Source organism: Lysobacter sp. GQ73, assembly GCF_059758755.1.
This window is the reverse complement of sequence record NZ_JCAXEE010000008.1, coordinates 1-25,241: the sequence shown is the minus strand read 5'-3', so window position 1 is coordinate 25,241 and position 25,241 is coordinate 1. Positions and strand designations below refer to the sequence as shown.

Annotated in this window: 32 protein-coding genes; 14 read left to right on the top strand and 18 right to left on the bottom strand. The window is 67.7% G+C overall.

Annotation, left to right across the window (positions count from 1 at the left end; all coding sequences use genetic code 11):
* Positions 1-7: 7 nt before the first annotated feature.
* Together AC6CH2_RS19325 and AC6CH2_RS19320 are read right to left on the bottom strand one after the other, a co-directional pair.
* The gene (locus AC6CH2_RS19325) at positions 8-874 is read right to left on the bottom strand and encodes an MBL fold metallo-hydrolase (RefSeq protein ID WP_498270622.1); all 867 of its coding nucleotides are present in this window, start codon (positions 872-874) and stop codon (positions 8-10) included.
* The gene (locus AC6CH2_RS19320; protein WP_498270621.1) at positions 871-1,662 is read right to left on the bottom strand and encodes an MBL fold metallo-hydrolase; all 792 of its coding nucleotides are present in this window, start codon (positions 1,660-1,662) and stop codon (positions 871-873) included. The genes AC6CH2_RS19325 and AC6CH2_RS19320 overlap by 4 nt, the downstream gene beginning before the upstream one ends.
* A 167-nt stretch (positions 1,663-1,829) precedes the next feature.
* Here AC6CH2_RS19320 and gcvA point away from each other — a divergent pair, with 167 nt between their 5' ends.
* Positions 1,830-2,774, top strand: a complete 945-nt coding sequence (gene gcvA, locus AC6CH2_RS19315) for a transcriptional regulator GcvA (RefSeq protein ID WP_498270620.1) — start codon at positions 1,830-1,832, stop codon at positions 2,772-2,774.
* A 10-nt stretch (positions 2,775-2,784) separates the two neighbouring features.
* On the opposite strand, the gene AC6CH2_RS19310 is transcribed toward gcvA, so the two are convergent.
* Positions 2,785-3,090 carry a cupin domain-containing protein gene (locus AC6CH2_RS19310; RefSeq protein ID WP_498270619.1) on the bottom strand — a complete coding sequence of 102 codons (306 nt, stop codon included), beginning with the start codon at positions 3,088-3,090 and terminating at the stop codon, positions 2,785-2,787.
* A 177-nt stretch (positions 3,091-3,267) separates the two neighbouring features.
* Here AC6CH2_RS19310 and AC6CH2_RS19305 point away from each other — a divergent pair, with 177 nt between their 5' ends.
* Entirely contained in the window at positions 3,268-3,714 is a 447-nt protein-coding gene (locus AC6CH2_RS19305; protein ID WP_498270618.1) for a DUF6194 family protein, read from the top strand.
* Positions 3,715-3,723: 9 nt separating this feature from the next.
* Positions 3,724-4,425 (top strand): helix-turn-helix transcriptional regulator, encoded by a 702-nt coding sequence (locus AC6CH2_RS19300; protein ID WP_498270617.1) that lies wholly within the window; start codon positions 3,724-3,726, stop codon positions 4,423-4,425.
* On the opposite strand, the gene AC6CH2_RS19295 is transcribed toward AC6CH2_RS19300, so the two are convergent.
* The gene (locus tag AC6CH2_RS19295; protein WP_498270616.1) at positions 4,413-5,321 is read right to left on the bottom strand and encodes a sterol desaturase family protein; all 909 of its coding nucleotides are present in this window, start codon (positions 5,319-5,321) and stop codon (positions 4,413-4,415) included. The two genes, AC6CH2_RS19300 and AC6CH2_RS19295, sit on opposite strands and share 13 nt — an antisense overlap.
* Positions 5,322-6,073: 752 nt before the next feature.
* On the opposite strand from AC6CH2_RS19295, the gene AC6CH2_RS19290 reads away from it, so the two are divergent.
* Positions 6,074-6,436 (top strand): hypothetical protein, encoded by a 363-nt coding sequence (locus AC6CH2_RS19290; protein WP_498270615.1) that lies wholly within the window; start codon positions 6,074-6,076, stop codon positions 6,434-6,436.
* 493 nt (positions 6,437-6,929) lie between these two features.
* Complete coding sequence (locus AC6CH2_RS19285) at positions 6,930-7,412, top strand: Cdi1I family immunity protein (RefSeq protein ID WP_498270614.1); 483 nt, start codon at positions 6,930-6,932, stop codon at positions 7,410-7,412.
* 177 nt (positions 7,413-7,589) lie between these two features.
* Here the strand turns inward: AC6CH2_RS19285 and AC6CH2_RS19280 are convergent, their stop codons facing one another.
* The 3 genes from AC6CH2_RS19280 to AC6CH2_RS19270 form a co-directional block, all read right to left on the bottom strand.
* Complete coding sequence (locus tag AC6CH2_RS19280; protein ID WP_498270613.1) at positions 7,590-8,261, bottom strand: energy transducer TonB; 672 nt, start codon at positions 8,259-8,261, stop codon at positions 7,590-7,592.
* A 99-nt stretch (positions 8,262-8,360) separates the two neighbouring features.
* Positions 8,361-8,828, bottom strand: a complete 468-nt coding sequence (locus AC6CH2_RS19275; protein WP_498270612.1) for a hypothetical protein — start codon at positions 8,826-8,828, stop codon at positions 8,361-8,363.
* 123 nt (positions 8,829-8,951) lie between these two features.
* Positions 8,952-9,572, bottom strand: a complete 621-nt coding sequence (locus AC6CH2_RS19270) for a TonB family protein (protein WP_498270611.1) — start codon at positions 9,570-9,572, stop codon at positions 8,952-8,954.
* 352 nt (positions 9,573-9,924) lie between these two features.
* On the opposite strand from AC6CH2_RS19270, the gene AC6CH2_RS19265 reads away from it, so the two are divergent.
* Together AC6CH2_RS19265 and AC6CH2_RS19260 are read left to right on the top strand one after the other, a co-directional pair.
* Positions 9,925-10,929 (top strand): M23 family metallopeptidase, encoded by a 1,005-nt coding sequence (locus AC6CH2_RS19265; RefSeq protein ID WP_498270610.1) that lies wholly within the window; start codon positions 9,925-9,927, stop codon positions 10,927-10,929.
* A 168-nt stretch (positions 10,930-11,097) separates the two neighbouring features.
* The gene (locus tag AC6CH2_RS19260; RefSeq protein WP_498270609.1) at positions 11,098-11,373 is read left to right on the top strand and encodes a hypothetical protein; all 276 of its coding nucleotides are present in this window, start codon (positions 11,098-11,100) and stop codon (positions 11,371-11,373) included.
* A 64-nt stretch (positions 11,374-11,437) separates the two neighbouring features.
* Here the strand turns inward: AC6CH2_RS19260 and AC6CH2_RS19255 are convergent, their stop codons facing one another.
* Genes AC6CH2_RS19255 through AC6CH2_RS19235 form a run of 5 tightly spaced genes read right to left on the bottom strand, consistent with a single transcriptional unit; the run spans position 11,438 to position 15,585 of the window.
* Positions 11,438-12,757 (bottom strand): ATP-binding protein, encoded by a 1,320-nt coding sequence (locus AC6CH2_RS19255; RefSeq protein ID WP_498270608.1) that lies wholly within the window; start codon positions 12,755-12,757, stop codon positions 11,438-11,440.
* Positions 12,754-13,494, bottom strand: coding sequence for a response regulator (locus tag AC6CH2_RS19250; protein ID WP_498270607.1), 741 nt, complete (start codon positions 13,492-13,494; stop codon positions 12,754-12,756). The genes AC6CH2_RS19255 and AC6CH2_RS19250 overlap by 4 nt, the downstream gene beginning before the upstream one ends.
* A 15-nt stretch (positions 13,495-13,509) precedes the next feature.
* Entirely contained in the window at positions 13,510-14,094 is a 585-nt protein-coding gene (locus tag AC6CH2_RS19245; protein ID WP_498270606.1) for a thioredoxin family protein, read from the bottom strand.
* A gap of 2 nt (positions 14,095-14,096) precedes the next feature.
* Positions 14,097-14,789 (bottom strand): cytochrome c biogenesis CcdA family protein, encoded by a 693-nt coding sequence (locus AC6CH2_RS19240; RefSeq protein WP_498270605.1) that lies wholly within the window; start codon positions 14,787-14,789, stop codon positions 14,097-14,099.
* A gap of 1 nt (position 14,790) precedes the next feature.
* Positions 14,791-15,585: an alpha/beta fold hydrolase gene (locus AC6CH2_RS19235; RefSeq protein ID WP_498270604.1), complete on the bottom strand. Its 795-nt coding sequence runs from the start codon at positions 15,583-15,585 to the stop codon at positions 14,791-14,793.
* A 339-nt stretch (positions 15,586-15,924) separates the two neighbouring features.
* On the opposite strand from AC6CH2_RS19235, the gene AC6CH2_RS19230 reads away from it, so the two are divergent.
* The 5 genes from AC6CH2_RS19230 to AC6CH2_RS19210 all read left to right on the top strand — a co-directional run bounded on the left by AC6CH2_RS19230 (position 15,925) and on the right by AC6CH2_RS19210 (position 19,498).
* On the top strand, positions 15,925-16,587 hold the full coding sequence (locus AC6CH2_RS19230; RefSeq protein WP_498270603.1) for an HvfX family Cu-binding RiPP maturation protein: 663 nt from the start codon (positions 15,925-15,927) through the stop codon (positions 16,585-16,587).
* An 83-nt stretch (positions 16,588-16,670) separates the two neighbouring features.
* Entirely contained in the window at positions 16,671-17,126 is a 456-nt protein-coding gene (locus tag AC6CH2_RS19225) for an HvfA family oxazolone/thioamide-modified RiPP metallophore (protein WP_498270602.1), read from the top strand.
* A gap of 71 nt (positions 17,127-17,197) precedes the next feature.
* A complete protein-coding gene (locus AC6CH2_RS19220) occupies positions 17,198-18,055 on the top strand; it encodes an HvfB family MNIO-type RiPP peptide maturase (protein WP_498270601.1) in 858 nt (285 codons plus the stop codon).
* Positions 18,048-18,848, top strand: coding sequence for an HvfC family RiPP maturation protein (locus AC6CH2_RS19215; RefSeq protein ID WP_498270600.1), 801 nt, complete (start codon positions 18,048-18,050; stop codon positions 18,846-18,848). Before AC6CH2_RS19220 ends, AC6CH2_RS19215 begins: the two co-directional genes overlap by 8 nt.
* A complete protein-coding gene (locus tag AC6CH2_RS19210; protein ID WP_498270599.1) occupies positions 18,845-19,498 on the top strand; it encodes a ferric reductase-like transmembrane domain-containing protein in 654 nt (217 codons plus the stop codon). The genes AC6CH2_RS19215 and AC6CH2_RS19210 overlap by 4 nt, the downstream gene beginning before the upstream one ends.
* Before the next feature lie 30 nt (positions 19,499-19,528).
* On the opposite strand, the gene AC6CH2_RS19205 is transcribed toward AC6CH2_RS19210, so the two are convergent.
* Both AC6CH2_RS19205 and AC6CH2_RS19200 read right to left on the bottom strand, forming a co-directional pair.
* Complete coding sequence (locus AC6CH2_RS19205) at positions 19,529-20,482, bottom strand: GAF domain-containing protein (RefSeq protein ID WP_498270598.1); 954 nt, start codon at positions 20,480-20,482, stop codon at positions 19,529-19,531.
* A gap of 163 nt (positions 20,483-20,645) precedes the next feature.
* Complete coding sequence (locus tag AC6CH2_RS19200) at positions 20,646-21,074, bottom strand: helix-turn-helix domain-containing protein (protein ID WP_498270597.1); 429 nt, start codon at positions 21,072-21,074, stop codon at positions 20,646-20,648.
* A 72-nt stretch (positions 21,075-21,146) separates the two neighbouring features.
* Here AC6CH2_RS19200 and AC6CH2_RS19195 point away from each other — a divergent pair, with 72 nt between their 5' ends.
* Together AC6CH2_RS19195 and AC6CH2_RS19190 are read left to right on the top strand one after the other, a co-directional pair.
* Positions 21,147-22,016, top strand: a complete 870-nt coding sequence (locus tag AC6CH2_RS19195; protein ID WP_498270596.1) for a class I SAM-dependent methyltransferase — start codon at positions 21,147-21,149, stop codon at positions 22,014-22,016.
* A complete protein-coding gene (locus AC6CH2_RS19190; RefSeq protein WP_498270595.1) occupies positions 22,009-22,527 on the top strand; it encodes a DUF2938 domain-containing protein in 519 nt (172 codons plus the stop codon). Before AC6CH2_RS19195 ends, AC6CH2_RS19190 begins: the two co-directional genes overlap by 8 nt.
* Positions 22,528-22,557: 30 nt before the next feature.
* Here AC6CH2_RS19190 and AC6CH2_RS19185 read toward each other — a convergent pair whose 3' ends face one another.
* The 4 genes from AC6CH2_RS19185 to AC6CH2_RS19170 form a co-directional block, all read right to left on the bottom strand.
* Positions 22,558-23,031, bottom strand: coding sequence for a hypothetical protein (locus tag AC6CH2_RS19185; protein WP_498270594.1), 474 nt, complete (start codon positions 23,029-23,031; stop codon positions 22,558-22,560).
* Between the two features lie 16 nt (positions 23,032-23,047).
* A complete protein-coding gene (locus AC6CH2_RS19180) occupies positions 23,048-23,938 on the bottom strand; it encodes a hypothetical protein (protein WP_498270593.1) in 891 nt (296 codons plus the stop codon).
* A 173-nt stretch (positions 23,939-24,111) separates the two neighbouring features.
* Entirely contained in the window at positions 24,112-24,594 is a 483-nt protein-coding gene (locus tag AC6CH2_RS19175; protein WP_498270592.1) for a GNAT family N-acetyltransferase, read from the bottom strand.
* Positions 24,595-24,755: 161 nt separating this feature from the next.
* On the bottom strand, positions 24,756-25,241 hold a 486-nt coding region (locus tag AC6CH2_RS19170), incomplete at its 5' end, for a hypothetical protein (RefSeq protein ID WP_498270591.1).

The window sequence follows — 25,241 nt, the reverse complement described above, 5'->3', positions numbered from 1 at the left end:
CTCATCGTCACCGTCCCCAATCCAGCCACGCGCCCGGTGCCAGCGGCTGTATCTCGATCGCCTTGCCGTGAGCCGCCTTCTGCAACTGCCCGATCGGGTCCTCGACCTCGACGTATTCCTCCATGCCGGATATGCCGTAGTGGATGGGAACCAGGCGTTTCGCGCCGAGGATGGTCGCCGCCGCCACCGCCTGTTCCGGCGTCAGCACGCCGGGTTGGCCGCTGACCGGTTTGCGCCAACCGAAGCGCGCGCCGTTGACCGGCAGGAAGGCCGCGTCGAACGGCCCGAACTGGCGGCCGATGCGCCACCAATGCCCGTGCCACAGCGTGTCTCCGCCATGGAAAATGCGGCGGCCGCCCGCCGACACCACCCAGGACACCTGCGGGTCGCCGTAGCCGTCGGACGCGGGTACCGGTGTGGCGGTGAAGTCGCCGATCAGTTGCGGCTCCCACGGCGCGCTCGGCCGCACCCTGACTTTGGGCGGCAGCGGCAACGGTTGGGTGCCGAGCGGATGCGCGAGGACGCCGCCCCGGCCGAGCGCTTCGGCGACCGCCTTCGCGTCGAAATGGTCGCCGTGCGCATGAGTGATGAGGACCGCAGCGTCGCCGACGCTGTCGCCGACCGGAATCAACGGGTCCTTGAGCGCGGCGCCCCATTCCTGCGAATTCACCAAGGGATCGATGAACAAGGTCGCCTGCGGCAACTGCAGGCGAATGCCGGCCCAAGCCAGCCGTTGGATGCGCAGGCCGTCGGCGCGGTACGCGGCGAAAGCGGCGGTGCCCGGGATCAGGGCGGCACCGGCGAGGCCGGCGCAGCCGAGCAGGAACTCGCGGCGGCGCAGGCCGCGGCCGGGCGTCTCGTCGCGGCGGCTCATGCGCGATGCTCCCGCGACGCCAAGGCCGTGTCGAGCGCGAACACCGACTGCGCGACGATGACTTCCAGGTTGCGCTGGTGCCAGTCGCGCTCGAACGCCGTGGGTTCCACCTGCGGCGCCAGGCAGGCCTCGATGGCGATCGCGGCGATGCGCGGTTCGAGGTCGGGTCCGGCGGCTTCGTTGCGAATGCGGACGACCTCTTCCCGCAGGCGGTCGAGGTAGTGGATCGCGTCGTCGAGCACGGCGGCCGGGAACCGGCCCATGTGGCCGCCGACCACCGTGCTGCGGCCGAACTGGCGTATCCGGCCGATCGCGGCGCGGATCATCGCGGGATCGGCCTTGGACAGATAAACGATATGGCCGACGATGTTGTCGCCGACGCAGACCAGGTCGGCACTCGGCACGTCTACGCTGACGTGGTCCATGGTCTTGCCCGGGTTGTGGACGAAACGCAGTTCGTGCCGGCCCCAGCGCAACGTCATCTCACTGTCGAAGACCAGCTTCGGTTCGCGATAGAACTCGTCGACGCGACGGTTCTGCGACAGGAAGGTATGGCGATGGTGCCGATGCGCAAGCGTGAGCGCATCGGGGAACAGCGGCACGCCGGCCATGTGGTCGCTCATGGAGTGGGTCGCGGCAATGACGCGCACCGTCTTGCCCATGTCTCCGCACAGCACGTCGCGCAGCCGGTTCGCATCGGCGGCGGCGCTCAACGAGTCGACCAGCAGGACCTCGTCGCCGTCGACGAAGGCGGTCGCGACCGACTCGTAGTCGTCGCCGACGAACATGAGCACATCCGAATCCAGGGCCTCGAATCTCATCACCGACACTCACCGTTGCGATGACCTCATGATTGCCAGCGCCCCGGGCGCCGACAAACGAGATGTTTTGCGTCCCGCATTAGAAAAAGTAACTTGATAGGATGCGCGCACCGGTCCACGAACCCGAGGCAAGCTTGAAGCCCCGTCCCCCTGCCCCGCTCAACGCTCTTCGGGCCTTCGAGGCAGCCGCGCGACGCCTGAGTTTCCAGGATGCGGCCGGGCAGCTGTTCGTCACCCCTGCGGCGATCAGCCACCAGGTGAAGCGCTTGGAGGCCTACCTCGGCGTGAAGCTGTTCGAACGCGGCCACCGCTCGGTGGAGCTGACCGCCGAAGGCAAAGCGCTGGCGGCATCGTTGAGCGAGTTGTTCGCTCAGCTCGACCGGGCCCTGGACCGGGTCGCCGCCCCTGCCGCCGTGCAGCTGCGCGTGAGCACGGTGGAGTCGTTCGCGGCGAAGTGGCTCGCGCCGAGGCTGCACCGCTTTCACCGCGACCATCCGGATATCCAACTGCGGATCGAGACCGGCAACGAGCGAGCCGATTTCGGCCGCGACGGCATCGACGTCGCCATTCGCTACGGGCTAGGCGGTTATGCCGGCGTCCAGACCGAGCGCCTGATGGAGGCGCCGGTGTTTCCGGTGTGCGCGCCCGCCCTGGCGACCGACCAGCGCCGGCCGCTGGTCGCGCCCGAGGACTTGCGCACACATACCCTGCTGCACGATGAAGGCTCGGCCGGACGCGCCGGCGTGCCGGATTGGGCCGCCTGGGTGGAAGCCGCCGGCGCGACCGGCGTGGATGCGACGCGCGGGCCGATGTTCGCGAGCATGTACCTGGCCCAGGAGGCCGCCGTCGCCGGCCACGGCCTCGCCCTGGGCGTCGCGCCGTTGGTCGAGGAAGATTTGCAACGCGGCCGCCTGATCGCGCCGTTCGAACTCACCCTGACCAACGCTTATGCGTTCTGGATCGTGCGCCGGCAGGGCGTCGAGCCCACCTCCGCGGTCGACGCGTTCTGCGCCTGGCTGCGGAAGGAGGCCGATACGATGGCGCCGCCGCCGCCATCGGTAGAAGACGACAGGCGGTAGCAGCCCCTGCTCAATGCAGATGGATGGCCAGCCACAGCGCGCCTTCGGAAACGCGCCGCACCGTGTGCGGGGTGCCGGCCGGCAGAAACAGATAGTCGCCGGAGCGCAGCTCGACCGTTTCGCCGGCGACCTCGAGCGCCGCCTCGCCCTGCAGCATCGCCACCCACTCGTCCTGAGTCTGCACGTACTCGGTCGGCGTGATCGCGGCAGAACTCACGATGCGCTCGATCACCAGATTCTTGTGGCTGAGCAGGGCTTCGAAGCGCTCGCCGTTCGGCGGGGCGGACGCATTCGCAAACAAGTTGTCGATACGCATGGTGACGTTCCGGATAGGGCGCCAGGCCGGCTGGCCGCGGTGCGAGAGCCTGCATGAAGCGAAGTATCGGGCAGGTCGCTACGCGGAACCGAGGCGCCGGGCACCGCCCGGGATTCGTCGATCACCCGAACCTGCGCCGTTGCTAGAATCCGCAGCCGAACCGCGACGAGGCAGGCCATGACCCAGGACGAGATCCGCGAGTATCTCGCCGCGACCGGCTCGGTCCGGATCCAGATCGCCGCGCGCGAAGACGGCAGCCCGGAAACGGCCTGGGGCGACAGCTTCTGCTTCGCCCTGGACGCCGACGGGCAGCCGAAAAAGATGCCGTTCGCGACCATCGTGACCAAGGACTACGCCGGCTTCGACGATGAGTCCAGGCTCGACCGCGGCCTGTACCGGGTCAACCTCGACGTGGGCAAGACGAAGTTCGAGGAGCTGTTCGGTTTCGCGCCGAGAGCCCTGGCCGAGCATCGCGACGACTTCGACTTCGCCGCGGTCGACACCTTGATTCCGCATCCGGTCTATGGCGCCAACGGCTGGGTCTCGATCGTCGAACCCGGCGAGCGTTCGGACCGCCTGCTGAAGGATTTGCTTGACGTCGCGATTCGCCGGGCGATCGGCTGAGCCGACCGCATGACCGCCCTGCCCGCACTGCCCGCCGATGGCGTCTGGACCGGCACCCTGCTGCTCGGCGAGCACTTCGCGGTGCTGCTCGGCCAGGCCGGCGGCAGCGATCGTCATGCGCATTACGCGCACCAGCTGCTGCTCAGCGACGGCGCGCCGTGGCGGGTCGAGATCGACGGCGAGCGGCATTCGGGCCAGCGCCTGTGGCTGCCTTCGTTCCAGCCGCATGCGGTGCTGGCCGCGCCTGACGAAGGCTGCACGGTATATCTCGAACCTTGCCACGCCGACCTGGAAGCGATCCTGCAACGGCTGCCGCGGTTGCCGGCCCGATGGCCGGCACTGCAGCCGCTGTTGCCCGAGCTGTGCCGGGCCCGGCCGCTCGACCGGCGCCTGCAGGCGGCGATGGCCGAAATCGGCGCGCGCCTGCCGGACGGCGTGGCGGCTGCGGACATCGCCGAGGCCGCGCATCTGTCGCCGAGCCAGCTGCATCGTCGCTTCCAGTCCGACCTGGCGATCACCCTGCGCGGCTGGGTGCTGTGGCGACGCCTGCAGCACGCCCTGACCCGCGTGCTGGCCGGCGACAACCTCACTGCGAGCGCGCACGCCGCGGGCTTCGCCGACCTGCCGCATCTGTCGCGCAACCTGCGCCGCATGTTCGGCATCGGCGCGGCGCAACTGCGCGGCCTGCGAGTGCAGACCTATTCCGGGTGAACCGGGCTGGGTGGCCGCCGCAGTTGCGCCGGCAGCTCCGGCGCATCGCCTTGCGGCAACGCGCGGAACGGCGCCAGCAACTGGCCGAGATAATCGCGCGGATAGTCCGGCTGAGTGCCGATGCCCAGATCGCGGTGGCCCAGGCGATAACCGGGCGCATCGAAGGCGGTGCCCAGCCACCGATCCCAGACGGTGAAGAACAAACCGAAGTTGACGTCGCCGGCGCTGCCGTAGCGCAAATGATGGAAGCGATGCGAAGGCGCCCAGGCCATCCACCGCCCAAGCCGGCCCGGCCGCATGTCGACGTTGGAATGCTGCAGCAACAGCTGGATCGCGATCGCGAACGCCAGCACCGCCGCCACCGGATACGGCAGACCGAGCAACAACAAAGGCAACACCCCACCCAACGCTTCGATCGCCTGATGCAGCGGATGCTTCATCAGGCCGTTGAAGCTGTACATGCGGGTCACGCTGTGGTGCACCGCGTGCAATCGCCACAGCCAACCGACGCGATGGCTGGCGCAGTGCATCAGCGTGATGCCGAAGTCGGCGCCGACCACGGCCAGCAGTAGCTGCAATGCGAACGGCCAATCCGCCGGCCATACCCGCCACGGCAGCCAGCCCGCCAGCAACGGCACCAAGGCGATCGACGACAGGTTCAGCGCCTCGTTGACCAGCGCATGCGCCGCATCGCGCCCGCGGTCCCCGTGGCTCTCGTTGAACTGCGGGTCGTACGGCCAGCGACGTTCGGCCACGAACGCCACCACTATCGCCAGACACAGCAGCGGCAGCAGCCACAAGGCGCTGCCATGCCGATAACCGACCCACCACGCGGCCGACCCGACGAAACCGAACAGGAACAAGGGCGCATACCAGCGCAGCAGCCAGTCTTTCATCTGCATTCCAGCGTGGAAGAAGCCGGCATGCTGGCCCGAAGCGGCGCCGGCGGCTTGAATAAACCGCGCATGGTTGGGCGATCGGCGAAGGCAAGTCGCGACGCGAGTGCTCGGAACGACCTCGAGCTGGAGGGACCCTGTGCCGAACCGAAGTTTCCGAACCTCGTCCGAAACAGTTGTCGTACCGAGCCGAGAAGCCGCCCAGAAAAAGCACACATAGCGGCGTAGTTTTTTGCCGGTTATAAGCGGTCTCGGACCGGCTTTCCCCAGGCGAGAGCCGCTTCGCCGCTGTCGTCGGGCCTGCAACGGCTTAGGGAGCGTCAGACGAACTTCAATCGGCTGGGGCTAGATTGCAACCAATATCCCAGGGTGAGCTGCGCTATAAAATGGCGCAAGAGTTTACGTCCCTCCAATGGCGTTCGGGCTAATCAATGCCCTTAGAGGAGGCGGTCAAGTTTCTGACTACCCGCGCGTTGCCCCGTGAGAAGGCTCTATGCAAACAAACAGATCGATTGAATTAATAAGGCAACGTCGAGACCTTCTTCTGACCGAAGGAGTTTCGACATCGCTAGCGATTACATTGGAACTGGTTAAAACTGCCTTGCATCAAGGTGTCACGCCACTCTCGCTGATCGAGGTGGAAAATTCACATATTATAGGCGCGGAGCACAACTGGGTCAGACAGACCCAGGAACAGGCCACCTACATATTTGACCAACTATTGCCACTCGAAGGGATCCAAAATTCATTCCGTGGAGAAGCTTTACTCCGCTTTCGCTGATTTCTATGCCTTTATTGAAAACGGACAAGTAGTTTTCAAGTCGAAGGACTCGGTACCTGATAGCACCTTGAGTGCTCTAACCCATCATGTTGGGGCATTCTGTATTTTCATAGGGACGACTCCTGGCTCTCTATTGGGGAAGAACGCCACGATTGGCTTTATCAAGCCGGTTCATTCACCCCAGATCGCCCAGTTCGATCCGCCGCTGTACGAAATCGTGCACCTGCACCAGACGCTGTCCGACATTCTTCTGCGACCGGGTAATGACCCCGGCGAACTGTCCTTGCAGCGGTTGTTAGCTGCGATCCGGGATCATGTTGGTTATTCAAACTAATACAGGCCATGACTAACGCGCCTCAGCGTCTAAATCAGATGAAATGAAGACTGGCCGCACATGCAGGCGCGACTGACGGAGCGATCTAAGAATGATTCTCCGAATGGCCGATGGCCAAGCGGAAGCTATATCGCACTGGCGGTCTTGCAACTGGGCGAGGCAAGGCTGACCAACTATTTTGGCCGTGAGTTGCTGGCGGGTGATGAGGGAAGGTCTTGGGCCGTGGAAATCCGTCGATGCGCAATTGAAGTCTCGGTCCGTCATTTAGCTGATTACCTATGTTTATCATCAGGCAGGGCAGTTCACTTTGTGGTGATTCCGGGAGTAGCCGAGAAGGGGCGATTGACGAAGTCGTGGATTCTCTTAGTCTGGACCGAATCGATGTGCTTTGGGTAGCTCCGGACAAGGAACACGGAACACAACGCCGCTAACCGTCCCGCTAGATGGCATCATCGAACAATTTGACAAGGCTCCAAGAGGAAGCACGGACACAATGGGACAATTGATAGAGCTGGTGTTCGAAGGGACTCCTACAGAGGCGCTAAATTCGCTTGTAGCGGAGCTCCTTTCCTCAGAGCGGGCTTTTGATGTTTATGCGAGCGAGTTCGAGATGCAAGCTGGCGCCTCGCTATCCGATTATCTCTCCGTCTTCAATGCGGCACAGCCCTATTCTTCCGGCATGTTGAGCTTCAGAGCCAAGGAACTTCTCATTGGCGAAGCATCAGTTCTCCAGGCATTGGTTCAGCTGCTCCGAGCAGAAGGAGCTATCGATGTGTTGGTCGTCTTTGAGTGGCGCGGGACGGCCTCCAAGTCGGGACAGATCGCGAGCTCGCTGAGACATGGAGCGGAGCAGTTGGCGCTGAAGTATGGGGTCGGCGCTTTTGCATGTGGGTACGAACCGGTTTCCGATTGCTCCAGTCTTATCTTTGATGACAAGACGGAAGGACCGCTTTGGGATGCATACGCATCGCGCTGACTCGGAGCCGACCTATGCCGTCAGCTCATCGGCTTGGCCGTATCCGCTCGCGAACCTTATACGCTGTCAGTAGATAAACCGCGCTGAGGCGGACCGCTCTACGGATGTCGAATCCTACATACCTGGCGCTAACCGATCGAACTCCTCATCCAGCTCAATGAAACTCGGGGCGCTATTTCAACGCGGCGCCGACACGCCCTCGCCGTAGGACATCGGCAAGCGCAGCACCGTGCGCACCGGCTTGCCGTTTAGCAGCGCCGGCTCGTATCTCCAGTTCTGCGCCGCCTGCACCGCGGCGGAGTCGATGGCGGGGTCGCCGCTGCTGGTTGCGACCCTCACCTCATGCTTCCAGCCGTCTTCTTCGAGCAACACCAGCAAGACGACTTCACCGCTGAGCCCGTTCTCGTCGACGATGGCGGGCCATTGCGGCGGGTAACGTTCTGCCGAGGACGGCTCGGGCCGGGCCGGAGTGTCGGGTACCTGCTTGGTCCAGCAGCTTTCGTGGGCTGCGAACTCCACCGGAATGCGGATCTTGTCCGCGACCTTCCGACCCTGTTCGTCGCTCGCGGGGGTGTAGGTCCAGTGCCGCGCGGCGTCGAGTGCGGCCCGGTCGAGATGGGCGTTGCGACTGGACCGCTCGACGACGACATCGACGAAGCGGCCGTCGGCATCGACGTCGACGATCGCGACCACGGTGCCGGAAGCGCAGGCGCCGATCGCCTGCTCCGGATAGACCGGGGATGGCGGAACTTCGAGGTTCGATCCAGGCTCGCGTCGACGCTGGGGACGTCTTGTGCGTGCGCACCGTTCGCGAAAAGGACGAGCGCGCCGACCAAAGCGGACCGACATGTAGATATCATGGACTTGGTCCGCAATCTAAGAAATGGCTGTATCAACATAGCGCGGCCAAACTTCCTCATCGGAGGTTCGACAAGCAGGCCGGCCTGCTCAATCGAGATAAGAGTCAACGAATCCATCCACATTTCGCAAGCGGATCTTGGTTACAGCACTAAAGTCGAAATCGTATAGCAACACGTCGGGGATTCTTTTCTCTGGAGCGATCTCGACGAGTCTCGTTGGTTGTAGCGGAGTCGCGACGAGTTCGTAGCAACTACTCCTTTCCTTTGTCGCGCGGTGTATATCGCGCCAATCAAACACAAAGAGCCCGCGCTCCGCCAACGCAATGAAACTATCCGGCCTCGGAACATCAACATGAAGCATCACGTCTGAAACCTTCGGGAGGTCGAGAATGGCCCCTTCGAAGTCGCAAGGCATATTGTCCTCAGCTAACAGCCTCTTCGGAATTTGCCCTGCGCCGGCTGTAATAAACGCCGCCAGACGGCCGTCCCTATCGCGCCCGAGCCAGACCAAATCAGATCCAGTCGGATAAGCCTCATTCGTTGCCATCTTATCCATCACCTTCCAATGATGTCGTTTCTACCCGTACCTGTCCGCGCCTGGAGACTTCGCTCTACCGTCGGGCACAAGCTTCGTGAACTCAATCCAACATGATTAAGCACGGCGCAAATGTTGGCGCGCTTACTCTTTGCCGTACGCCAAGGGCAGTCGCAGCAGGGACCGCACCGGCTTGCCTTTCAGCCGCGCCGGCTGGAAGGTCCAGTCGCGCGCTGCAAGCGTCGCCGCCTGGTCGATGGCCTGATCGCCGCTGGACACGCCGACCGCGATATCTCTTTTGGATCCGTCCCGGTCGACCTTGATCAGCAGCACGACCAGCCCGTTGAGACTCTGCTCTTCGACCGTCGCCGGCCACCGCACCGGATGCGCCTGCATCGCGGCCTCGTCGGGGCGGGCCTCGACCTCCGGCACGGCGCTCCAGCAGGTGTCGTGTTCGGCGAAGTGCACCGGCATGCGCAACTTGCCGGGCGCTCGCTGGCCGTTCTGCGTCGCCGGACTGTATTTCCAGCGTTTGGTCGCCTCGACGGCGGCCCGGTCGAAATAGGCGTAGCCGCTGGAGCGCTCCACCACGGCCTTGGTGCGCTGGCCGTCCTTGTCGATATCGACCAGCACCAGGACCGTGCCGCCGACGCAGGCGTCCGCCCCCTCGGGCGGATACCCCGGCGGGTTCAACCGGTACGACGATATGTCGATGCTGGCGCCGATGTCCGAACTGCCCTGAGCCCGGGTGTCGGCCGCGGCCAAAGCCAGCGGCGTGCCGAAAAGAAGCGTGCCGAATACCAGCCAATTGCCTGTCTGTCTCATCGTCCATTCCGTCGGTCGGCGCCCGGCCGGGACGCGCAGCGTTCACTTTTCTCACGAAGACTAACACGCGAATAACGAGTCGCTGCCGAGGCCGGCGCGTGCCGGCATCGCGTGTTTTCGCGGCGCGTCGAAGCCATGGCCGCGCCGGCGCAAGCGCGGCCTTCGCCTCGCGCATTCTGCGTTTTCCTGTGCATGCACCGAAGTGAGACGGGAAGCGCCGTCGCCGCTGGGCGATCGCGCTGAATCGCGATCTACGGCATCGGCAGCGCCGATGCGACACAGGAGCCGCGTCATGAAGCGCTCTGTCCTGCTGGTTTTGCTGTCCGCGTTTCTTCATGCACCGAACGCACAGGCATCGGACGCGCACCCGCAGGGCGCCGAACTGACGGCGGCGTTCTACTCGAAACGCATCGACAGCGTATGGGAGCGCTTCGATGCCGGGATGCGGGACCTGGTCGTGTCCCGTCAAGGCCTGGCGGAGTTTCGCGAGCAGCTCGGCGCTCGCCTCGGCGACGAGCAGGCCGTCCTGGAAGAGTCCACCAGCTCGGATCCGCACATGAGCGTGTACAAGCGCCGGGTCCGGTTCGAGAAGTCTCCCGACATCCACGTGATGACCTGGTCGTTCACCCGGGACGGCAAGGTCGCCTTGTTTTCGATACTTGCCGAACCGAAGCCGCGGCCGCGCGCCGCCCCGAGCGAACGCTTCGATTACCGGACCAAGACCGCGCTGCGGTTGCCGATCGACCAAGAGTTCATGGTGTTCTGGGGCGGCCGCACGCTCGAGCAGAACTACCATGCGGCGTTCGCCGATCAGCGCTTCGCCGCCGACCTGGCCATCGTGCGCGGCAGCGCCACGCATGCCGGCGACGGGCTTCGCAACGAAGACTATTACTGCTTCGGCAAGCCGGTATTGGCGCCGGCAGCGGGCGCCGTGGTCGAGGCGGTGGACGGCATCGCCGACAACCCGCCCGGCCGGATGAATCTGCGCGAGCTGGCCGGCAATCGCGTGGTCATCGACCACGGCAACGGCGAATTTTCGATGCTCGCGCACCTGCGCAAGGGTTCGTTGCGGGTCAGGCGGGGCGACCGCGTCGCCACCGGCGACCGCCTCGGCGATTGCGGCAACAGCGGCAATTCCTCACAAGCGCACCTGCACTATCAGTTGCAGGACGGCCCGAGGTTCAACGGCTCGACCGCCCTGCCGGCGCAGTTCACCGGCTACCTCGCCGACGGTGCGCCGGTGGCGCGCGGCGAGCCTGCGAAGGGCCAGCGTGTCCGACCATCGGGACGGCAGTGAGTTTTCTCGATGCGTCCCGGTTCGCCCGAAACTCGATCCCGCCCATGCTCGGCGCAAGCCTCACAACCGTGACAGTCGGCGCAGCGACTTGCGTCTTCCCGGCTCCGGCAAGCTATTCTCCACGCCAGGAGCAACAAGGGGAGGCGCGACGGTCGAGTCGCCAGCACAGTGCAGTTTTACGACGTCATCGAAGAACAGCCTGGTGCCTGGTGCGTGCGCGCGGAAGCGATGGACGCGCCACCGGTGGCGTACTCCTCGCGCGCCGATGCGATCGCCGGCGCCTGCCAGGCCGCCAAGAGCCACTACCAGGCGCATCAGGCGACCACAGCGGTGCGCCTGATCCATCCGCCGGACGAAGCCGAGATCATCGTGCGCTATCTCTCGCCGGCCGAACTCGATGCGTTGTGTTGGTTCGGCGACGCGACTGGTCCCAGCACCGGTTGATGGCAGCGGCCGACGCGCAAGCTGACTGGTTCAGCTAAGGCCGAGGCAAGCCTGTTGCGCGAGTTCAGTGAACGATCGGCAACACCAGGCTCGCTCGCAGTCCGCCTTCTACGCGGTTGGACAGCCGCAGCTCGCCGCCCAGGTGCGCTGCCAGCTGCTCGGCGATCGCCAACCCCAGGCCGGTGCCGCCGGTGTCGCGGTTGCGCGAGCTCTCCAGGCGATGGAAGGGCTGCAGCACCGCCTGCATGTGCTCCTCGGGAATGCCGGGGCCGGTGTCGTCGACGTCGATCGCGACCCGGTCCGCCGCGATGAGGCGAACGCCGACGTCGGCGCGGCCGCCGTACTTGATCGCGTTGTCGATCAGGTTTTCGAGCACGCGGCGCAAGGCGTGCGGGCGGGTGGTGAGCGACAGATCGCTGTGGCCGTCGAGGCGCACCGGTTTGCCCGCGTCCTGGTAATCGCAGACCACGCTGTCGAGCAGCGCGTGCAGGTTGAGCTGGACCGGCGCGGTGGTGGCACCGTGGGTGCTGCGCGCGTAAGCGATGCCCTCGCGCACCAGTTGCTCCAGTTGCGACAGGTCTTCGCCCAGGCGCGCGCGTTCCGGGCTCGCGTCCATGCCTTCGACGCGCAGCTTCATGCGCGTGATCGGGGTCTGCAGGTCGTGCGAGATCGCCGCGAGTATCTGCAGGCGTTCGGCCAGGTAGTGGCCGATGCGCGCCTGCAGGGCATTGAAGGCAGTCGCGGCCTTGGCCACTTCGACCGGTCCGGATTCGCTCAGCGGCGCCGAGGGATGCGCGGGGTCGAGCCGTTCGGCGGCGTCGGCCAGGCGCACCAGCGGCCGGGTCGCCTGGCGCACCGCCAGCCAGGCGCACAGCAGCAGGACGGCGAGTTGCGCCGCCAGCACCCACGGCAGCCAGCGCGCGATCGGCATCACCGACGGCGTCACCTCCAGGGTCAAGGGCTGTCCGTCGGCCAATGTCAGCTGCACATGGAAACGCTCCGGCGACCGCGACACCGCGGTGGCCACCAGCGGATAGCGGTGCTGCAGGCTGCGGTCGATCAGGGCGGCCACCTGGCGCGCACGCTCGCTGGACAGCGGTGCGCCGGCTTGCGCCGGCTGCAGCAGATAGCGGTAAGTGCGCCGTTCCAGGCGCGGCGCCCATTGCCTGCGCTCGGCCGGCGTGAGGCGGTCGAGCAAGGCCACGCTGATGGCGACGTCCTGCTCCATGTTGCCGAGCATCATCGAGCGCGCCGAGACATAGCGTTCGTAGAACAGCAGCGCGAACGACAGCCCGTGCGCCAACAACAAGCCGGCGAACAGGATCAGGGTGAGGCGCGCGGCGATGGTGCGCGGCAGCCAGCGCCAGCGCGGCGCCGCGTTCATGGCGCCGGGTCCAGCAGGGTGACGGCCTGGCAGAACACATAGCCTTCGCTGCGCACGGTCTTGATGTAGGCCTGCTCGCGCGGGTCGTCCTGCAGGCGCTGGCGCAGGCGGCTGACCAGCAGATCGATGGAACGGTCGAACAGGTTGGCGTCGCGGCCCTGAGTCAGGTTCAACAACTGGTCGCGGCTGAGCACGCGCTGCGAATGGTCGAGGAACACCCGCAGCAGGCGGAACTCGGCGCCGCTGAGCGGATAGGCGGTGCCTGCGGCATCGAGCAGATGGCGCGCGGTCGTGTCCAGGCGCCACTGGCCGAAGCCGATCAGGCGGCCGGCCTGGCTGACCTGCAGATTGGGCGGCAGCATGCGGGTGCGGCGGATCACCGCGCTGATGCGGGCCAACAGTTCGCGCGAGGAGAACGGCTTGACCACGTAGTCGTCGGCGCCCATTTCCAGGCCGACGATGCGGTCGGTCTCGTCGTCACGCGCGGTCAGCATCACCACCGGCACCGCGCGGTGGGGGCCGGCGCGCAGGCCGCGGCACAACGACAGTCCGTCTTCGCCGGGCATCATCACGTCGAGCACGATCAGGTCGACGTCGCTGGTCTCCAGCGCCGCGCGCATCTCGCGGCCGTCGGCGGCGGTGGTGGTGCGCAGACCGTTCTTGTGCAGGTAGTCGGCGACCATCTGGCGGATGTCGCGGTCGTCGTCGACGATCAGGATGTGGTCTACGTGAGTCATGGCGTGGTCCCGGGCTTACCGCACTGCATCGGCGATGGTAACGCGCGGCGCCGGCGCTGCGGGCGGGGACGCCAGTTGCGCGCGGATCGCCGCTTCGGTGGCCGCGTACTCGCCTTCGCCGTAGTGGCGGTAGACGATCCGGCCCTGGCGGTCGATCAGGTACAGCGCCGGCCAATACTGGTTGCCGTAGGCGTTCCAGATCCGGTAGCCGTTGTCCTGCACGACCGGATAGGCGATGCCCAGTCTCTTGACCGCGGCCCGGACATTGGCGCCGACCCGCTCGTAGCCGTATTCGGGCGTGTGCACGCCGACCACGACCAGGCCCTGTCCGGCGTAACGCCGATGCCATTGCGAGACGCGCGGCAGCACACGCAGGCAGTTGATGCACGAGTAAGTCCAGAACTCGACCAGCACCACCTTGCCGCGCAGTTGCGGCAAGGACAGCGGCTCGCTGTTGATCCAGGCGCCACCGCTGGCGAAGCCGGGCGCGACGGTGGCAGTCGCGGGGTCTTTGCCGTGGGCACCGGCCTGCGGCCAGGCCAAAGCCGCAGCAACGACGACGGCGGCGGTGGCAAGCAATGCGATGAGGGATTTCGACATGGTCACAGTCCGGTGGAGATCGAAGGGAGCCACGGCAGCAGCCAGGCGATGAGTGCGGTGTCCAGTTGCATGAGTTGCAGCACGGCCATCGCCACCGCCAACACGCCGAAGGCGCGGCGCAGCCAGCCGGTATTCCGTTGCAGCGAGGCGACGCGGGCGGCGGCCCAGCGGCCGCCGTAGATCACCGCCAGCAGCGGCGCAGCCGCGCCGAGTGCGTACAGGCCCAGCAGTGCGGTGGCCCGGGCCGGGTCCTGGGCGCCGGCGGCGAGCGCCAGCACCGAGGCGAGGATCGGGCCGGCGCAGGGCGTCCAGGCGATGCCGAGCGAGACCCCGACCAGCAGCGCTCCGCCCGGCCCGGCGACGCGCGGCTGCCAGGCCATCAGCCGCGATCCGGCCAGCCAACGCCGCTGGACGCGTTCGAACATCCGCGGCCACACGCAGGCCAGCCCCGCGAGCAGCAACACCGCTATCGCGGCGACGCGCACGGCCGCTTCGAAGCGGCCCGAGGACGAGGCCAGCAAGCCCAGCGCGATGCCGCCGCTGGCGAAGGCGCCGATGAAGCCGGCGCCGATCAGCAGCGGCTCGCGGCGACCGCCGCCGCTGCCGCGCGCGAGCACGATCGGCAGCACCGGCAACACGCAGGGCGACAGGACGGTGGCCATGCCGGCGAGCGCGGCCAGAGCGAAGGCGATCACCTCAGCCTCCGTTGTCGGCCGCGGTCGAAGCGGCCTGGATGCCGGCGGCTTCGAGGATCGCGTCGGTCACCGGGCCCGGTTGCGACAACAAGGACACGTGGCTGGCCGACAGCGAATGCACTTGCGCGCCGATACGGCGCGCGGTCGCGGCCTGCAACTGCGGCGACAGCATGCGGTCTTGGCGCGACAGTACGTACCAGCTCGGCTTGCCGCGCCAGGCCGCCTGTCGCACCGGCTCGGCCAAGGCGCTCGCCTTCAGCGGCCCTTGCGTGCGATAGATCAGGCGCGCGGCCGCGGGCTTGAGGTCCGGGGCGAAGTCCTCGCGCACCGCCGCTTCGGGCAGCGACAGGAACCCCTCGCGTTCGAGCAGCCGGCTCAGCCCCGGGGCGGCCGGATAGCCCTGGCCCTGCTGCGCGGAATTCTCGCCGGCGTCCGGCGCGAACGCGGCGACATAGACCAGGGCCGAGACCTTGGGGTCGCTGCCGGCCTCGGTGATGACGGTGCCGCCCCAGGAGTGGCCGACCAGCACCACCTTGCCGGGCGCCGCGCGGATCGCGCGCCGGGTCGCGGCGACGTCGTCCTCCAGCGAGGTCAGCGGGTTCTGCACCGCCACCGCGGGCACGCCCCAGGACGCCAGGCGGGGAATGACCTGGTTCCAGCTGGAGCCGTCGGCGAAGGCGCCGTGGACGAGGATCACGGTGGGTGCGGCCGGGTCGATCGGGCGGACCTGCTCGGCGGCGGCGGCCGAGCCGGCGCTCGCGACGAGCATCGATGCGAATAACAGGTTGCGGATCATGCGGTCACTCCTGGGCTGGGGAGTGGCCATTGCGGACCGCGGCTGTATCGCCGGTGTTTCCGCGGGTGGGGGGTCTTGTATCGCAAGGCCTCGCAGGCGGCGCCGGATACGTTCGCTTACAAACCGGCGGCGTCGCGGCGACCCGGTTGCCTGGCGCCGCGCGCAGCCCGGTCTCTCGCGACGGCGGCCTGGACCCGCGGTCCGACGAATTCGTATCGCAATGTATCCGGCCCCCCCGCGGCCACATTCGTACACAAAACCGCGCTGCGCGCGACACCCTGCGGATACGTCGCGAACGCGTAATGGCTCCCGGTCTTTCGCCCCAGCCAGGAGCCTCGCATGTCGCCGCCCTTTCTCACCCGCCTCGCCCCCCGTCTCGACGGCGTCGGTCGCGCACTGTCTCCGCTCGGCCTGCGCGTCCTGCTGGCCTGGGAGTTCTACGAAGCCGGCATCGAGAAACTGCACGGCCAGAACTGGTTCGCCGACATCGCCCAGCGCTTTCCGTTTCCGTTCTCGCGCCTGAGCCCGGACCTCAACTGGACCATGGCGACCTGGCTGGAACTCGGCTGCAGCCTGGCCCTGCTGCTCGGGCTCGGCACGCGCGCCGTCGCTTACCTGTTGTGGGTGCTGACCGTGGTCGCCATCGCCGCGGTGCACTGGCCCGAGCACTGGGGCAGCCTGGCCGAGCTGTGGCGCGGGTATGCGATCAGCGACCAGGGCTACGGCAACTACAAGCTGCCCTTGATCTATCTGGCGATGCTGCTGCCGCTGATGCTCGGCGGCGCCGGGTCGCTGAGCCTGGACCGATGGTTGCGCCGTGGCGCACCCCAAGCCGCACGCGGCGACCTGTTGAGCTGGGGCACGGTCGTCTTCGCCCTGTGCCTGCCGCTGACTGCGCTGCTGCCCGTGCCGGCGACGCTCGGCGCGCTGTCCGGCCTGGCTTCGATCGCCGTGCACGTCGCCCGGTCGCGCCGGTCGACGCCGGCCCCGGCCGCGGCCTAAGCCGCGCGCCTGCCTCTTCCTTCCTGCCGCGACCGCGGCATCCATCCCGCACGCCTGGCGTGCAAGTCACAGGAGCACCACCGATGTCCACTTCCCACTCTCGCAATTCTCTCGTCGGCGCTTTGAGCATCGTGCTGGCCGGCGGCGCACTGCTCGGCGGCCAAGCGCTGGCCGCGCAACCGCAGGCCCTGACCGGCTTCGCCGGCATCGCCGCCGCCGAAGGCAAGTGCGGCGAAGGTAAATGCGGCGGCAGCCAGCCGGCCGGCGCCTCGGCGAAGCAGGCCCAGGCCGAGGGCGCCTGCGGCGAAGGCAAGTGCGGCGACGCGTCCTTCGCCAAGACCGACAGCAACCACGACGGCAAGGTGTCGCGCGCCGAGTTCCTCGCCGTCGCTGCCGGCCGGGCCGCCGACTTCGACCGCATCGACCGTGGTCGCGACGGCTACATCAGCGAGGCCGAAGCGCACGACTTCCTCAAGCGGACCTACCAGGCCCACGGCAAGCCGATGCCGAAGGGGCTGTTCTCGCAGATCGCCGACTGAAAATCGCCGACTGAAACCCCCGCGCCGCCATCGCCCTGCGCCGGCGGCGCTTATCCACGCGGAGTATCGCCATGCACCAGACATTGCCCGCGGCCTCGGCCGGCCTCGGCCTGCGCCGCGGCCTGATCGACGAGTTGCTGCGGTTGGCGCCCGGCCGGATCGATTTCCTCGAATGCGCGCCCGACAACTGGATCGGCGTGGGCGGCCATTTCGGCGAAGCGCTGACCGAGTTGTCGGCGCGCTATCCGATCAGCTGCCACGGTCTGTCCCTGTCGCTCGGCGGCACCGATCCGCTCGACGCCAGGCTGCTCGCCGACACCCGCCGCTTTCTCGATCGCCACCGGGTGGGCCTGTACAGCGAACACCTGAGCTATTGCGCGGTCGGCGGCCACCTCTACGACCTGCTGCCGTTGCCGTTCACCGACGAAGCGGTGCGGCACGTGTCGGCGCGCATCGCCCAGGTCCAGGACGCGCTGGGCCGACGCATCGCGGTGGAGAACATCTCCTATTACGCCGCGCCGCAGTCGGCGATGAGCGAAATCGACTTCATCAATGCGGTGTTGGCCCAGGCCGACTGCGATCTGCTGCTCGACATCAACAACGTCTTCGTCAACGCCTGCAATCACGGCTACGACGCGCTGGATTTCATCGCCCGCATCCCGCGCGAACGGGTGGCCTCGTACCACATCGCCGGACACCTCGACCAGGACGACAGCTTCAAGGTCGACACCCACGGTGCGCCGGTCAAGGCGATGGTCTGGGCCCTGCTCGAACAGGCGCATCGTCGTTTCGGCCCGAGGCCGACCCTGCTCGAACGCGATTTCAATTTCCCGGCCTGGGAGGAACTGCTCGCCGAGATCGCGCAGATCCGCGCGCTGCAGGCCGACGCAGTCGGCTCGGCGCCGCCGTTGGAGCCGGCCCATGACTGAGTCCCTGAGGGCGCTGCAACTGGCCTGGGCCAGGCATCTGCGCGACCCTTCGCTGCCCCCGCCGCAGGACATCGCGCCGCAGCGCATGGCGCTGTACCGGGCCTTGTGCGTGGGCGCGGTCGACGGCCTCTTGGCCGGCAGCTTCCCACGGCTGCGCCGGGCGCTGCAGGCGCCGGGCTGGCAGGCGCTGGTGGCCCGCTTCTACGCGCGGCACCGCTGCGAAACCCCGCTGTTTCCCGAAGTCGGCGGCGAACTCGTCGACTATCTGAGCGGCCCGGATGCCGCTGACCTGCCGGCCTGGGTCGCGGAACTCGCCCACTTCGAGTGGACCCAGCAGGCGCTGTTGCTGGCGGCTGCGCCGGCGCCAGCGATGAGCGTCACGGCGATCGACGCCGACCGCGTGCCGACGCTGTCGCCACTGGTCCGCCTCTGCGGTTACCGCTGGCCGGTCGATGGCGACGAAGCCGCGCTGAGCCGCCTCGACGCTGCGCCCGATACGCCGAACCTGCTGATCGTCCAGCGCGGCGACGACCACGAGTTGCGGATCCTGCGCCTGACGGTTTTCAGCTACCGCCTGTTGCGCGCGGTGTCGACGCAGCGGCTCAGCAGTCGCGAGCACCTGCGGGCCTTGGCCGAGCAAGCCGGCGAGCCCGCCGGCTGCGTCCTCGAACACGGCCTCGATGTCCTCGCGCGACTGCAAGCCCTCGGCATCGTCGGGGCCGACCTCGCGACGCACTGCATATCCGCACCCTCCCCTTACCCAGCGTCTTCCCTCACCAGAGCTTCGCCATGATCGCCACTTCCGTTCTGCAACGTCTCGCCGGCTGGCGGCTGTTCCTGCTGCTGGCCCTGGTCCTGTGCGCGATAGCGGCCGCCGCCTTCCTGCTGGGCCCCGACGCGGTCGAAGGCAGCCGGCGTGCGATCCGGGTCACCGCGCGCACTTCGTTCGTGCTGTTCCTGGCGGCCTTCACCGCGTCTTCGTTCGCGACCCTGCTGCCCGGCGATTTCAGCCGCGCACTGGTGAAGGAACGGCGCGTCGTCGGCCTGTCGTTCGCGTTCTCGCATCTGCTGCACGCGTTCGCGATCTACGCCTACGGCCAGCTCAACCCGGAGTTCTGGCCGGGCCGTTCGGCCCTGACCAACCTGCCGGGCAGTCTCGGCTACGCCTTCATCCTGCTGCTCGCCGTCACCTCGTACCGGCCGCTGGCGCGCAGGGTGGGGCCGACCGCCTGGCACCGCCTGCACGTGGCCGGCATGTGGGTCATCGCCTCGATCTTCGCCTACTCGTACTTCAAGCGCGTGCCGGTCAATTTCTGGTACGCGGTGCCGTCGGCGCTGCTGTTCACCGCGGTGGTGATCCGCTTGATCGCCAAGCGGGCGCAGGCGATCAAGCGCGGCGCGCGTGCGGCGTCGAGCCCGCGCGCGGCGGTTACGCCGTCGTAGCGGATGTCGCTGCACAATGCCAGCGCCGGCTCAGGCGGCGGCGTCGACCCGCGCCGACGCGGCGTCCAACTGTCGGCTCAGATCCTCGTCGGCACGCAGGTACACCGCCGGCATCGCTTCGCCGGGTTCACGCGCCTGGGCGACGCCCATCGCCCAGGCCGCGCCGGTCGAAGCGCGATGCCGCTCGAGCGCCTTGCGCAGGCCGTCGAGTCGCTCGCCGACCCCGTCGCCGCGCAGGATCGCCACGTACTCCGGCGTCGAGGTGACCCGGTCGATATGGTCGCCGAGCTCGTGGCGCAGGCCTTGGTCCAACACCTGGTCGAGCGCCTGCAGCATCTTTTCGGTCGCGCGCTCGCCGAGGCGGGCGACGAGTTCGGCATGGCGCTGAATGCGGATCACCGCGATGGTCGGCGCCTGCGGCGCGCGCTCCGGGCTCGCCTCCCTCGACTGCGCCTTCGCCTGCGGCTGCAACAAGGCGGTCACTTCGGCGACGTGCTTGCGGCGGTGGGCTTCGATCAGCGCCGCGGTCACCCGCGACAGCGAACGCAGGGCGTCCTTTTGTTGCCCATCGAGCGCGCGCGGGTCGCGACCGAGCAGGCACACGGTGCCTATCGGCGCGCCTTGTTCGGTCAGCAACGGCGCCCCGGCGTAGAAGCGCGCGGTGCCGTCCCGAACATACGGGAAATCGGCGAACCGCGCGTCGCTCGCCAGATCGCGTACCTCGAACACCTCGTCGGGCTGGCGGATCGCGTGATCGCACACGGCGATACTGCGCGGCATTTCCTGTTCGTCGATGCCGAGCCGGGCCTTGAACCATTGGCGGTCGCGGTCAACCAGCGAGATCAATGCGATCGAGGTGTCGCAGATGGCCGCGGCCAACAGCACCAGATCCTGGTACACCGGCTCCGGCAGGCTGTCGAGGATGCGTGTGCTGTCGAGCGCGCGCTGGCGCTCGGCTTCGGGTTTCATGACGACGAGGTTCACGGCATGGCTCCGATGGCGTGATCGAAACTACAACGCCCGCCGCGTTAGGAGGTGGTGAATTCGCAGCCCGCGAGTCGCGCAACTGCGCGCGGTAGCGGACGTTATTTACTGGTCGCTGTTATCCGACGCGCGACGGCCGTCCTGGCGGCGACGAAACTCGGTCCTATCGTTGCGGAGGTTTGCGCCTAGGCGTAGCGATGGCGCCGGAGGCGGCAGCGCGGACGATGCGGCGAAATGTCGGGCATTCCATATGGCTCGGCGCCTTGCAGGCCGCGGCGTGGCGCAGTCCGTCGCGCATCGCGCCGAGTTGGCGGATGGTCTGGTCGAGTTGGTCGGCCTTGGCGAGCAACTGGGCGCGGTCGATGCGCGGCCGGCCGTCGGGCGCGAACATCGAGGCGATCTCGTCGAGGCTGTAGCCGGCGGCGCGCCCCAGCGCGATCAGGGCCAGCCGTTCGAGCACGCCGGCGGCGAACACCCGGCGCAGGCCGTTCCGGCCGATCGAGGCGATCAGGCCCTTTTCCTCGTAATAGCGCAGGGTCGAAGCGGGCACGCCGGCGCGCTGCGCCACCTCGGCGATATCGAGTTCCTTCATCCTCTTGACCTCAAGTCGACTTGAATTGGCACAGTGCCGTCTCCGCCCCTGGAAGACAATCGGGACACACGCATGAACACTGCATACGAGGCCGGCAACGAGCAGGCGCAACTGTGGAACGGGCTGGCCGGACAGGCCTGGGTCGACACCCAGCCGCTGCTCGACCGCATGTTCCAACCGTTGGAAGACCGGCTGGTCGCCGCGGTTTCCGGCACGGCGCGCGAAGTGCTCGACATCGGCTGCGGCACCGGCGCGGTGACCCTCGCGCTGGCGCGCCGGCTCGGCGCCGGCGGGCGCTGCGTCGGCATCGACATCTCCGCGCCGATGATCGCCCTGGCACGGGCGCGCGCCGGCGCCGAGGGCGCGCCGGCCGAATTCCTCTGCGCCGATGCTCAGGCCTACGATTTCGAACCGGGCCGCTTCGACGCGATCGTCTCGCGCCTCGGCGTGATGTTCTTCGCCGACCCGGTCGCCGCCTTCGCCAACCTGCGCCGCACCGCGCGCGACGGTGCCGCACTGCATGCGATCGCCTGGCGCGGCGCCGCCGAGAATCCGTTCATGACCACGGCCGAACGCGCCGCGGCCCCGCTGCTGCCCCAGTTGCCCGTGCGGCGCGCGGATGGGCCGGGCCAGTTCGCCTTCGCCGACGCGCAACACGTGCGCCGGATTCTCGACGACAGCGGCTGGAGCGATATCGATATCCAACCGATCGAGCTGACCTGTGGCTTTCCGGAAAGCGAGCTGGCGCGGTACCTGAGCCGGCTCGGGCCGCTCGGCCTGGTCCTGCAGCAAGCCGACGCGGGCACGCGCAGCGAAGTCGTCGACACGGTGCGCGCGGCGTTCGAGCCCTTTGTGCACGGCAGCGAGGTCCGCTACCGCGCTGCCTGCTGGATGATCGACGCGCGCGCCTCCTCGGCACGGCCCGCCGCAGGCCATGTCTGAGCTCGCCGAAGCGTCGGTGCGCGCCGCCGCCATCGGCATCGGCGCGACCGCATCGATGGACGCCTGGGGCTGGGCCCGAACCCGGCTGCTGCGCATGCCGGCCGCCGACTACGGCCTGGTCGGCCGCTGGATCGCCTACCTGCCGCGCGGGCGCTTCCGCCACGACCCGATCGCCGCGACACCGCGGGTGCGCGGCGAGCGCGCGATCGGCTGGACCGCCCATTATCTGATCGGCGTCGTCTTCGCAGCGCTGCTGCTCGCGGTGTGGGGGCTCGACTGGGCGCGCCGGCCGAGCCTCGCGCCGGCCCTGATCGTCGGCATCGGCAGCGTCGCCGCGCCGTTCCTGCTGATGCAACCGGGCATGGGCGCCGGCCTCGCCGCCCGGCGCACGCCGCGTCCTGGCGTCGCGCGTTTGCACAGCCTGGTCACCCACGCCGTGTTCGGCGTGGGGCTGTACCTGGCGGCGGTGGCCGTCAATGCATTGGCGATATTCCCGTCGCGCATGGGCTGAGCCGAGTCGGCGAACGAGAGGGGCCGGGCCTCAGACCACCGTCTTCGGATCCTTCTTGGCCTTCTTGGCGACCGCCTTCGCCGCCGGTTTGTCGTCGGCGCTTTTCGCGAGCTTGGCCAGGGCCTTGGTCGCCTTGACCGTGCCGTTGGCGTCGCGCGCGACGATGGAGGCGGCCAGCACCACCACGCCGGCGAAGATCTCGATCGCCTTGCGCACCTGCTTGACCGCCGCGATCTTGGCGCGCGCTTCGGCGATGGCCTGGTCGAGCTCGGCCTGCGCCAGTTGCGCATCGGTCAGCACGTAATCGATCGCCTGGCTGTACAACACCGCGGCCTGGCCGCGCAGGCGCAGCTCGTCGGCGATCTGAACGATGAACTCCTCGACGCTGATCTCGCCGGCGGCGAGCCCGGCCTTGACGCGCTGGTTGATGTCGTCGGCGCTGGCGCCGAGCTGGTCGGCCGCCGTTTGGACGCTTTCGGCGGTTTCGAGTATCTGCTGAGCCATGTCCTTCCCCTGTCGGTCAGAGTGCATCGAGCTGGGCACGCACGGTTTTCATGTCGGCGACCGCCTGTTTCAACAGCGCCTGCAGCTGCTTGGATTTCAGGTGGTCGGCGTCCTTGAGCATGGCGGCGTGGCCGCTGCGTACCTGTGCCAGGCCTTGCGACGCGGCCGCCGCGGCCTGCAGCGCCTTGGCCTGCTGTTCGGCGATACCGGCATAGGAGTGATTGGACATGGCGACGATGGCGTCGCGGCGCGCCTCGTCGAGCAGCCCGTCGCCGCTCTTGGGTTGTTTCCACACCGCCACCCTGAGCATCTGGATGCTGTCCGCCGAGGCCTGTTCCTGCCGCAGCACGCCTTCGTAGGAGCGCGCCGCGCGTTGCATGGCGCCGAGCAGATGGTCCATGTCGTTTCCGTAAGTCTTCAGCATGGCCTTGACGTCGCGCGCCTGCTTGGCCGCGACGAGCCAACTGCTGACCAGGGTGGCGATCTTGCTGTAGGCGGCCACCTCTTCGGCACCGATGCCGAGCTCGGGCGCGGCGGTGATCGCGCCGGAGACCTTGTCGATCTCGGCGTTGAGGCTGTAGGCGTCCTCGCCGGCGAGCTCGGCCAGCGCGCTCATGTAGCCGGTGGCGGCGTTATGCAACTTGATCAGGCTGTCTTTCTGCTGCGCACTGCTCTGCTTCAGCGCCTGCAGTTCTTTACGGGCCGGGTCGTAGTGCTTGCCCGCGGGCAGGTTCGCGAGCTGCCGGTCAGCGCTGCCGACGTAGCGCTCGGTGACTTCGCGATAGCCGGTGAGCTGGCTGGAGGTCGCGGCGAAGCTGCGGACCGCGCCGAGGTTGGCGCACCCCATGCTCGTCGAGACGATGGCGAACAATGCAAACAACGACGCGTAGCGCTTGGCTCGATGCACGGCCTTTCCCCCTGGAGACGGACCGCGGCGCCGATGCCGGCGGTCTCACCGGAATTACGCGATGCCGATGCGCATCCGGCCAGGGTTGGCGCTGTATTCGCGCGCTTGCGATGGCGCGGCGCGGTTGCGCTTGCCTGGGGCGTACTCGCGTCCCTAGCGCTCGAAGATCCCCATTACGCCGAGTCGGCCTGCAGGTCGAGCGCGAGAAAGCGCGTGCCCGCCACCGGATTGTAGACATAGGGCGCGATCGGCCGAAAGCCGAGCGACTCGTACAATTTCTGCGCCGGCGCCATGCTCGGCAAGGTGTCCAGGCAGATGCGCGAATAGCCGGCGGCGCGCGCTTCGGCGCAGATGCGTTCGGCGAGCCGGCGTCCGAGCTGTTCGCCGCGCGCCTGCGGCCGCACGTACAAGCGTTTCATCTCGCCCGAGCCGGTCGACAACGCGCGCAGGCCGATGCAACCCAGGGCCTGGTCGCCGCGCCAGGCGATCAACAGGCGTCCGCCGGGCGGCGCGTACTTGCCGGGCAGCGCGGCGACTTCGTGGTCGAAGTCCTGGAAGCTCAGGTCGATGCCGAGGCTCTCGGCGTATTCGTGGAACAGGCCGCGCACCACCGGCAGGTCCTGCGGCCATCGTGCGGGGCGGATCTCGATCGTCATGGCGGTCGCGGGCTCGGAAGTCGGAGGTTCGCGACGCCGGCGGCGATCGGCCGGCGCGTCGAACCGCGTCGATGGCGCCGCCTGCACGGACCAGCGGCGCAGGCGAAGATTAACGCCGATGGCGCCAACCGGCACGCGTCGCACCCCCCGGTCCGCCCGGCTCAGTCGACCGTGCAGGTCAGGCTGACGGTGATGCTCGCACCGTTCGCCAGCGGACCGAGGGCAATGCCGGTTTCGAGCGCCGCCATCGTCAGTCCACCCGGACAGGCGCTGCCGGTGCAGGTCGGCGTCCCGCTGCAGGTCAGCCCGCTGCGGCCGGCGGCCTGATCGCGCAGGACCGCGCCGGTGACGGCGTCCGGGCCGTTGTTGGTGACCACGATCGAATAGGTCGTCGCGGCGCCGCGGGTGAGGGTGTCGCCGGCCTGATCGTCGGGTCCGGAGCCGGGCGTGTTGGTCTTGCTGATGACCAGGTCCGCCAGCGGCGCACGGGTGTTGGAGAAGGTGCAAGTCAGATCGTCGCCGGCCCCCGCGGTGAGGGCGAAGCTCGCGCCGCTGCCGCTCGGCGCCTGTCCGCCGGCGAGCGCGTTGGTGCAGGCATAGCCGGTGGTGTAGTTGGCCAGGTTGGCGCCGGCCGCGCCCGCCTCGGC

Coding starts and splice junctions, on each gene's coding strand:
- AC6CH2_RS19285 (WP_498270614.1), top strand. CDS start 6,930: ATGGGACAATTGATAGAGCTGGTGTTCGAAGGGACTCCTACAGAGGCG.
- AC6CH2_RS19200 (WP_498270597.1), bottom strand. CDS start 21,074: ATGAAGGAACTCGATATCGCCGAGGTGGCGCAGCGCGCCGGCGTGCCC.
- AC6CH2_RS19250 (WP_498270607.1), bottom strand. CDS start 13,494: ATGACTCACGTAGACCACATCCTGATCGTCGACGACGACCGCGACATC.
- AC6CH2_RS19275 (WP_498270612.1), bottom strand. CDS start 8,828: ATGGATAAGATGGCAACGAATGAGGCTTATCCGACTGGATCTGATTTG.
- AC6CH2_RS19325 (WP_498270622.1), bottom strand. CDS start 874: ATGAGCCGCCGCGACGAGACGCCCGGCCGCGGCCTGCGCCGCCGCGAG.
- AC6CH2_RS19215 (WP_498270600.1), top strand. CDS start 18,048: ATGACTGAGTCCCTGAGGGCGCTGCAACTGGCCTGGGCCAGGCATCTG.
- AC6CH2_RS19210 (WP_498270599.1), top strand. CDS start 18,845: ATGATCGCCACTTCCGTTCTGCAACGTCTCGCCGGCTGGCGGCTGTTC.
- AC6CH2_RS19185 (WP_498270594.1), bottom strand. CDS start 23,031: ATGGCTCAGCAGATACTCGAAACCGCCGAAAGCGTCCAAACGGCGGCC.
- AC6CH2_RS19190 (WP_498270595.1), top strand. CDS start 22,009: ATGTCTGAGCTCGCCGAAGCGTCGGTGCGCGCCGCCGCCATCGGCATC.
- AC6CH2_RS19255 (WP_498270608.1), bottom strand. CDS start 12,757: ATGAACGCGGCGCCGCGCTGGCGCTGGCTGCCGCGCACCATCGCCGCG.
- AC6CH2_RS19245 (WP_498270606.1), bottom strand. CDS start 14,094: ATGTCGAAATCCCTCATCGCATTGCTTGCCACCGCCGCCGTCGTCGTT.
- AC6CH2_RS19300 (WP_498270617.1), top strand. CDS start 3,724: ATGACCGCCCTGCCCGCACTGCCCGCCGATGGCGTCTGGACCGGCACC.
- AC6CH2_RS19230 (WP_498270603.1), top strand. CDS start 15,925: ATGTCGCCGCCCTTTCTCACCCGCCTCGCCCCCCGTCTCGACGGCGTC.
- AC6CH2_RS19280 (WP_498270613.1), bottom strand. CDS start 8,261: ATGTCGGTCCGCTTTGGTCGGCGCGCTCGTCCTTTTCGCGAACGGTGC.
- AC6CH2_RS19310 (WP_498270619.1), bottom strand. CDS start 3,090: ATGCGTATCGACAACTTGTTTGCGAATGCGTCCGCCCCGCCGAACGGC.
- AC6CH2_RS19175 (WP_498270592.1), bottom strand. CDS start 24,594: ATGACGATCGAGATCCGCCCCGCACGATGGCCGCAGGACCTGCCGGTG.
- AC6CH2_RS19235 (WP_498270604.1), bottom strand. CDS start 15,585: ATGATCCGCAACCTGTTATTCGCATCGATGCTCGTCGCGAGCGCCGGC.
- AC6CH2_RS19220 (WP_498270601.1), top strand. CDS start 17,198: ATGCACCAGACATTGCCCGCGGCCTCGGCCGGCCTCGGCCTGCGCCGC.
- AC6CH2_RS19320 (WP_498270621.1), bottom strand. CDS start 1,662: ATGTTCGTCGGCGACGACTACGAGTCGGTCGCGACCGCCTTCGTCGAC.
- AC6CH2_RS19195 (WP_498270596.1), top strand. CDS start 21,147: ATGAACACTGCATACGAGGCCGGCAACGAGCAGGCGCAACTGTGGAAC.
- AC6CH2_RS19265 (WP_498270610.1), top strand. CDS start 9,925: ATGAAGCGCTCTGTCCTGCTGGTTTTGCTGTCCGCGTTTCTTCATGCA.
- AC6CH2_RS19295 (WP_498270616.1), bottom strand. CDS start 5,321: ATGAAAGACTGGCTGCTGCGCTGGTATGCGCCCTTGTTCCTGTTCGGT.
- AC6CH2_RS19225 (WP_498270602.1), top strand. CDS start 16,671: ATGTCCACTTCCCACTCTCGCAATTCTCTCGTCGGCGCTTTGAGCATC.
- AC6CH2_RS19305 (WP_498270618.1), top strand. CDS start 3,268: ATGACCCAGGACGAGATCCGCGAGTATCTCGCCGCGACCGGCTCGGTC.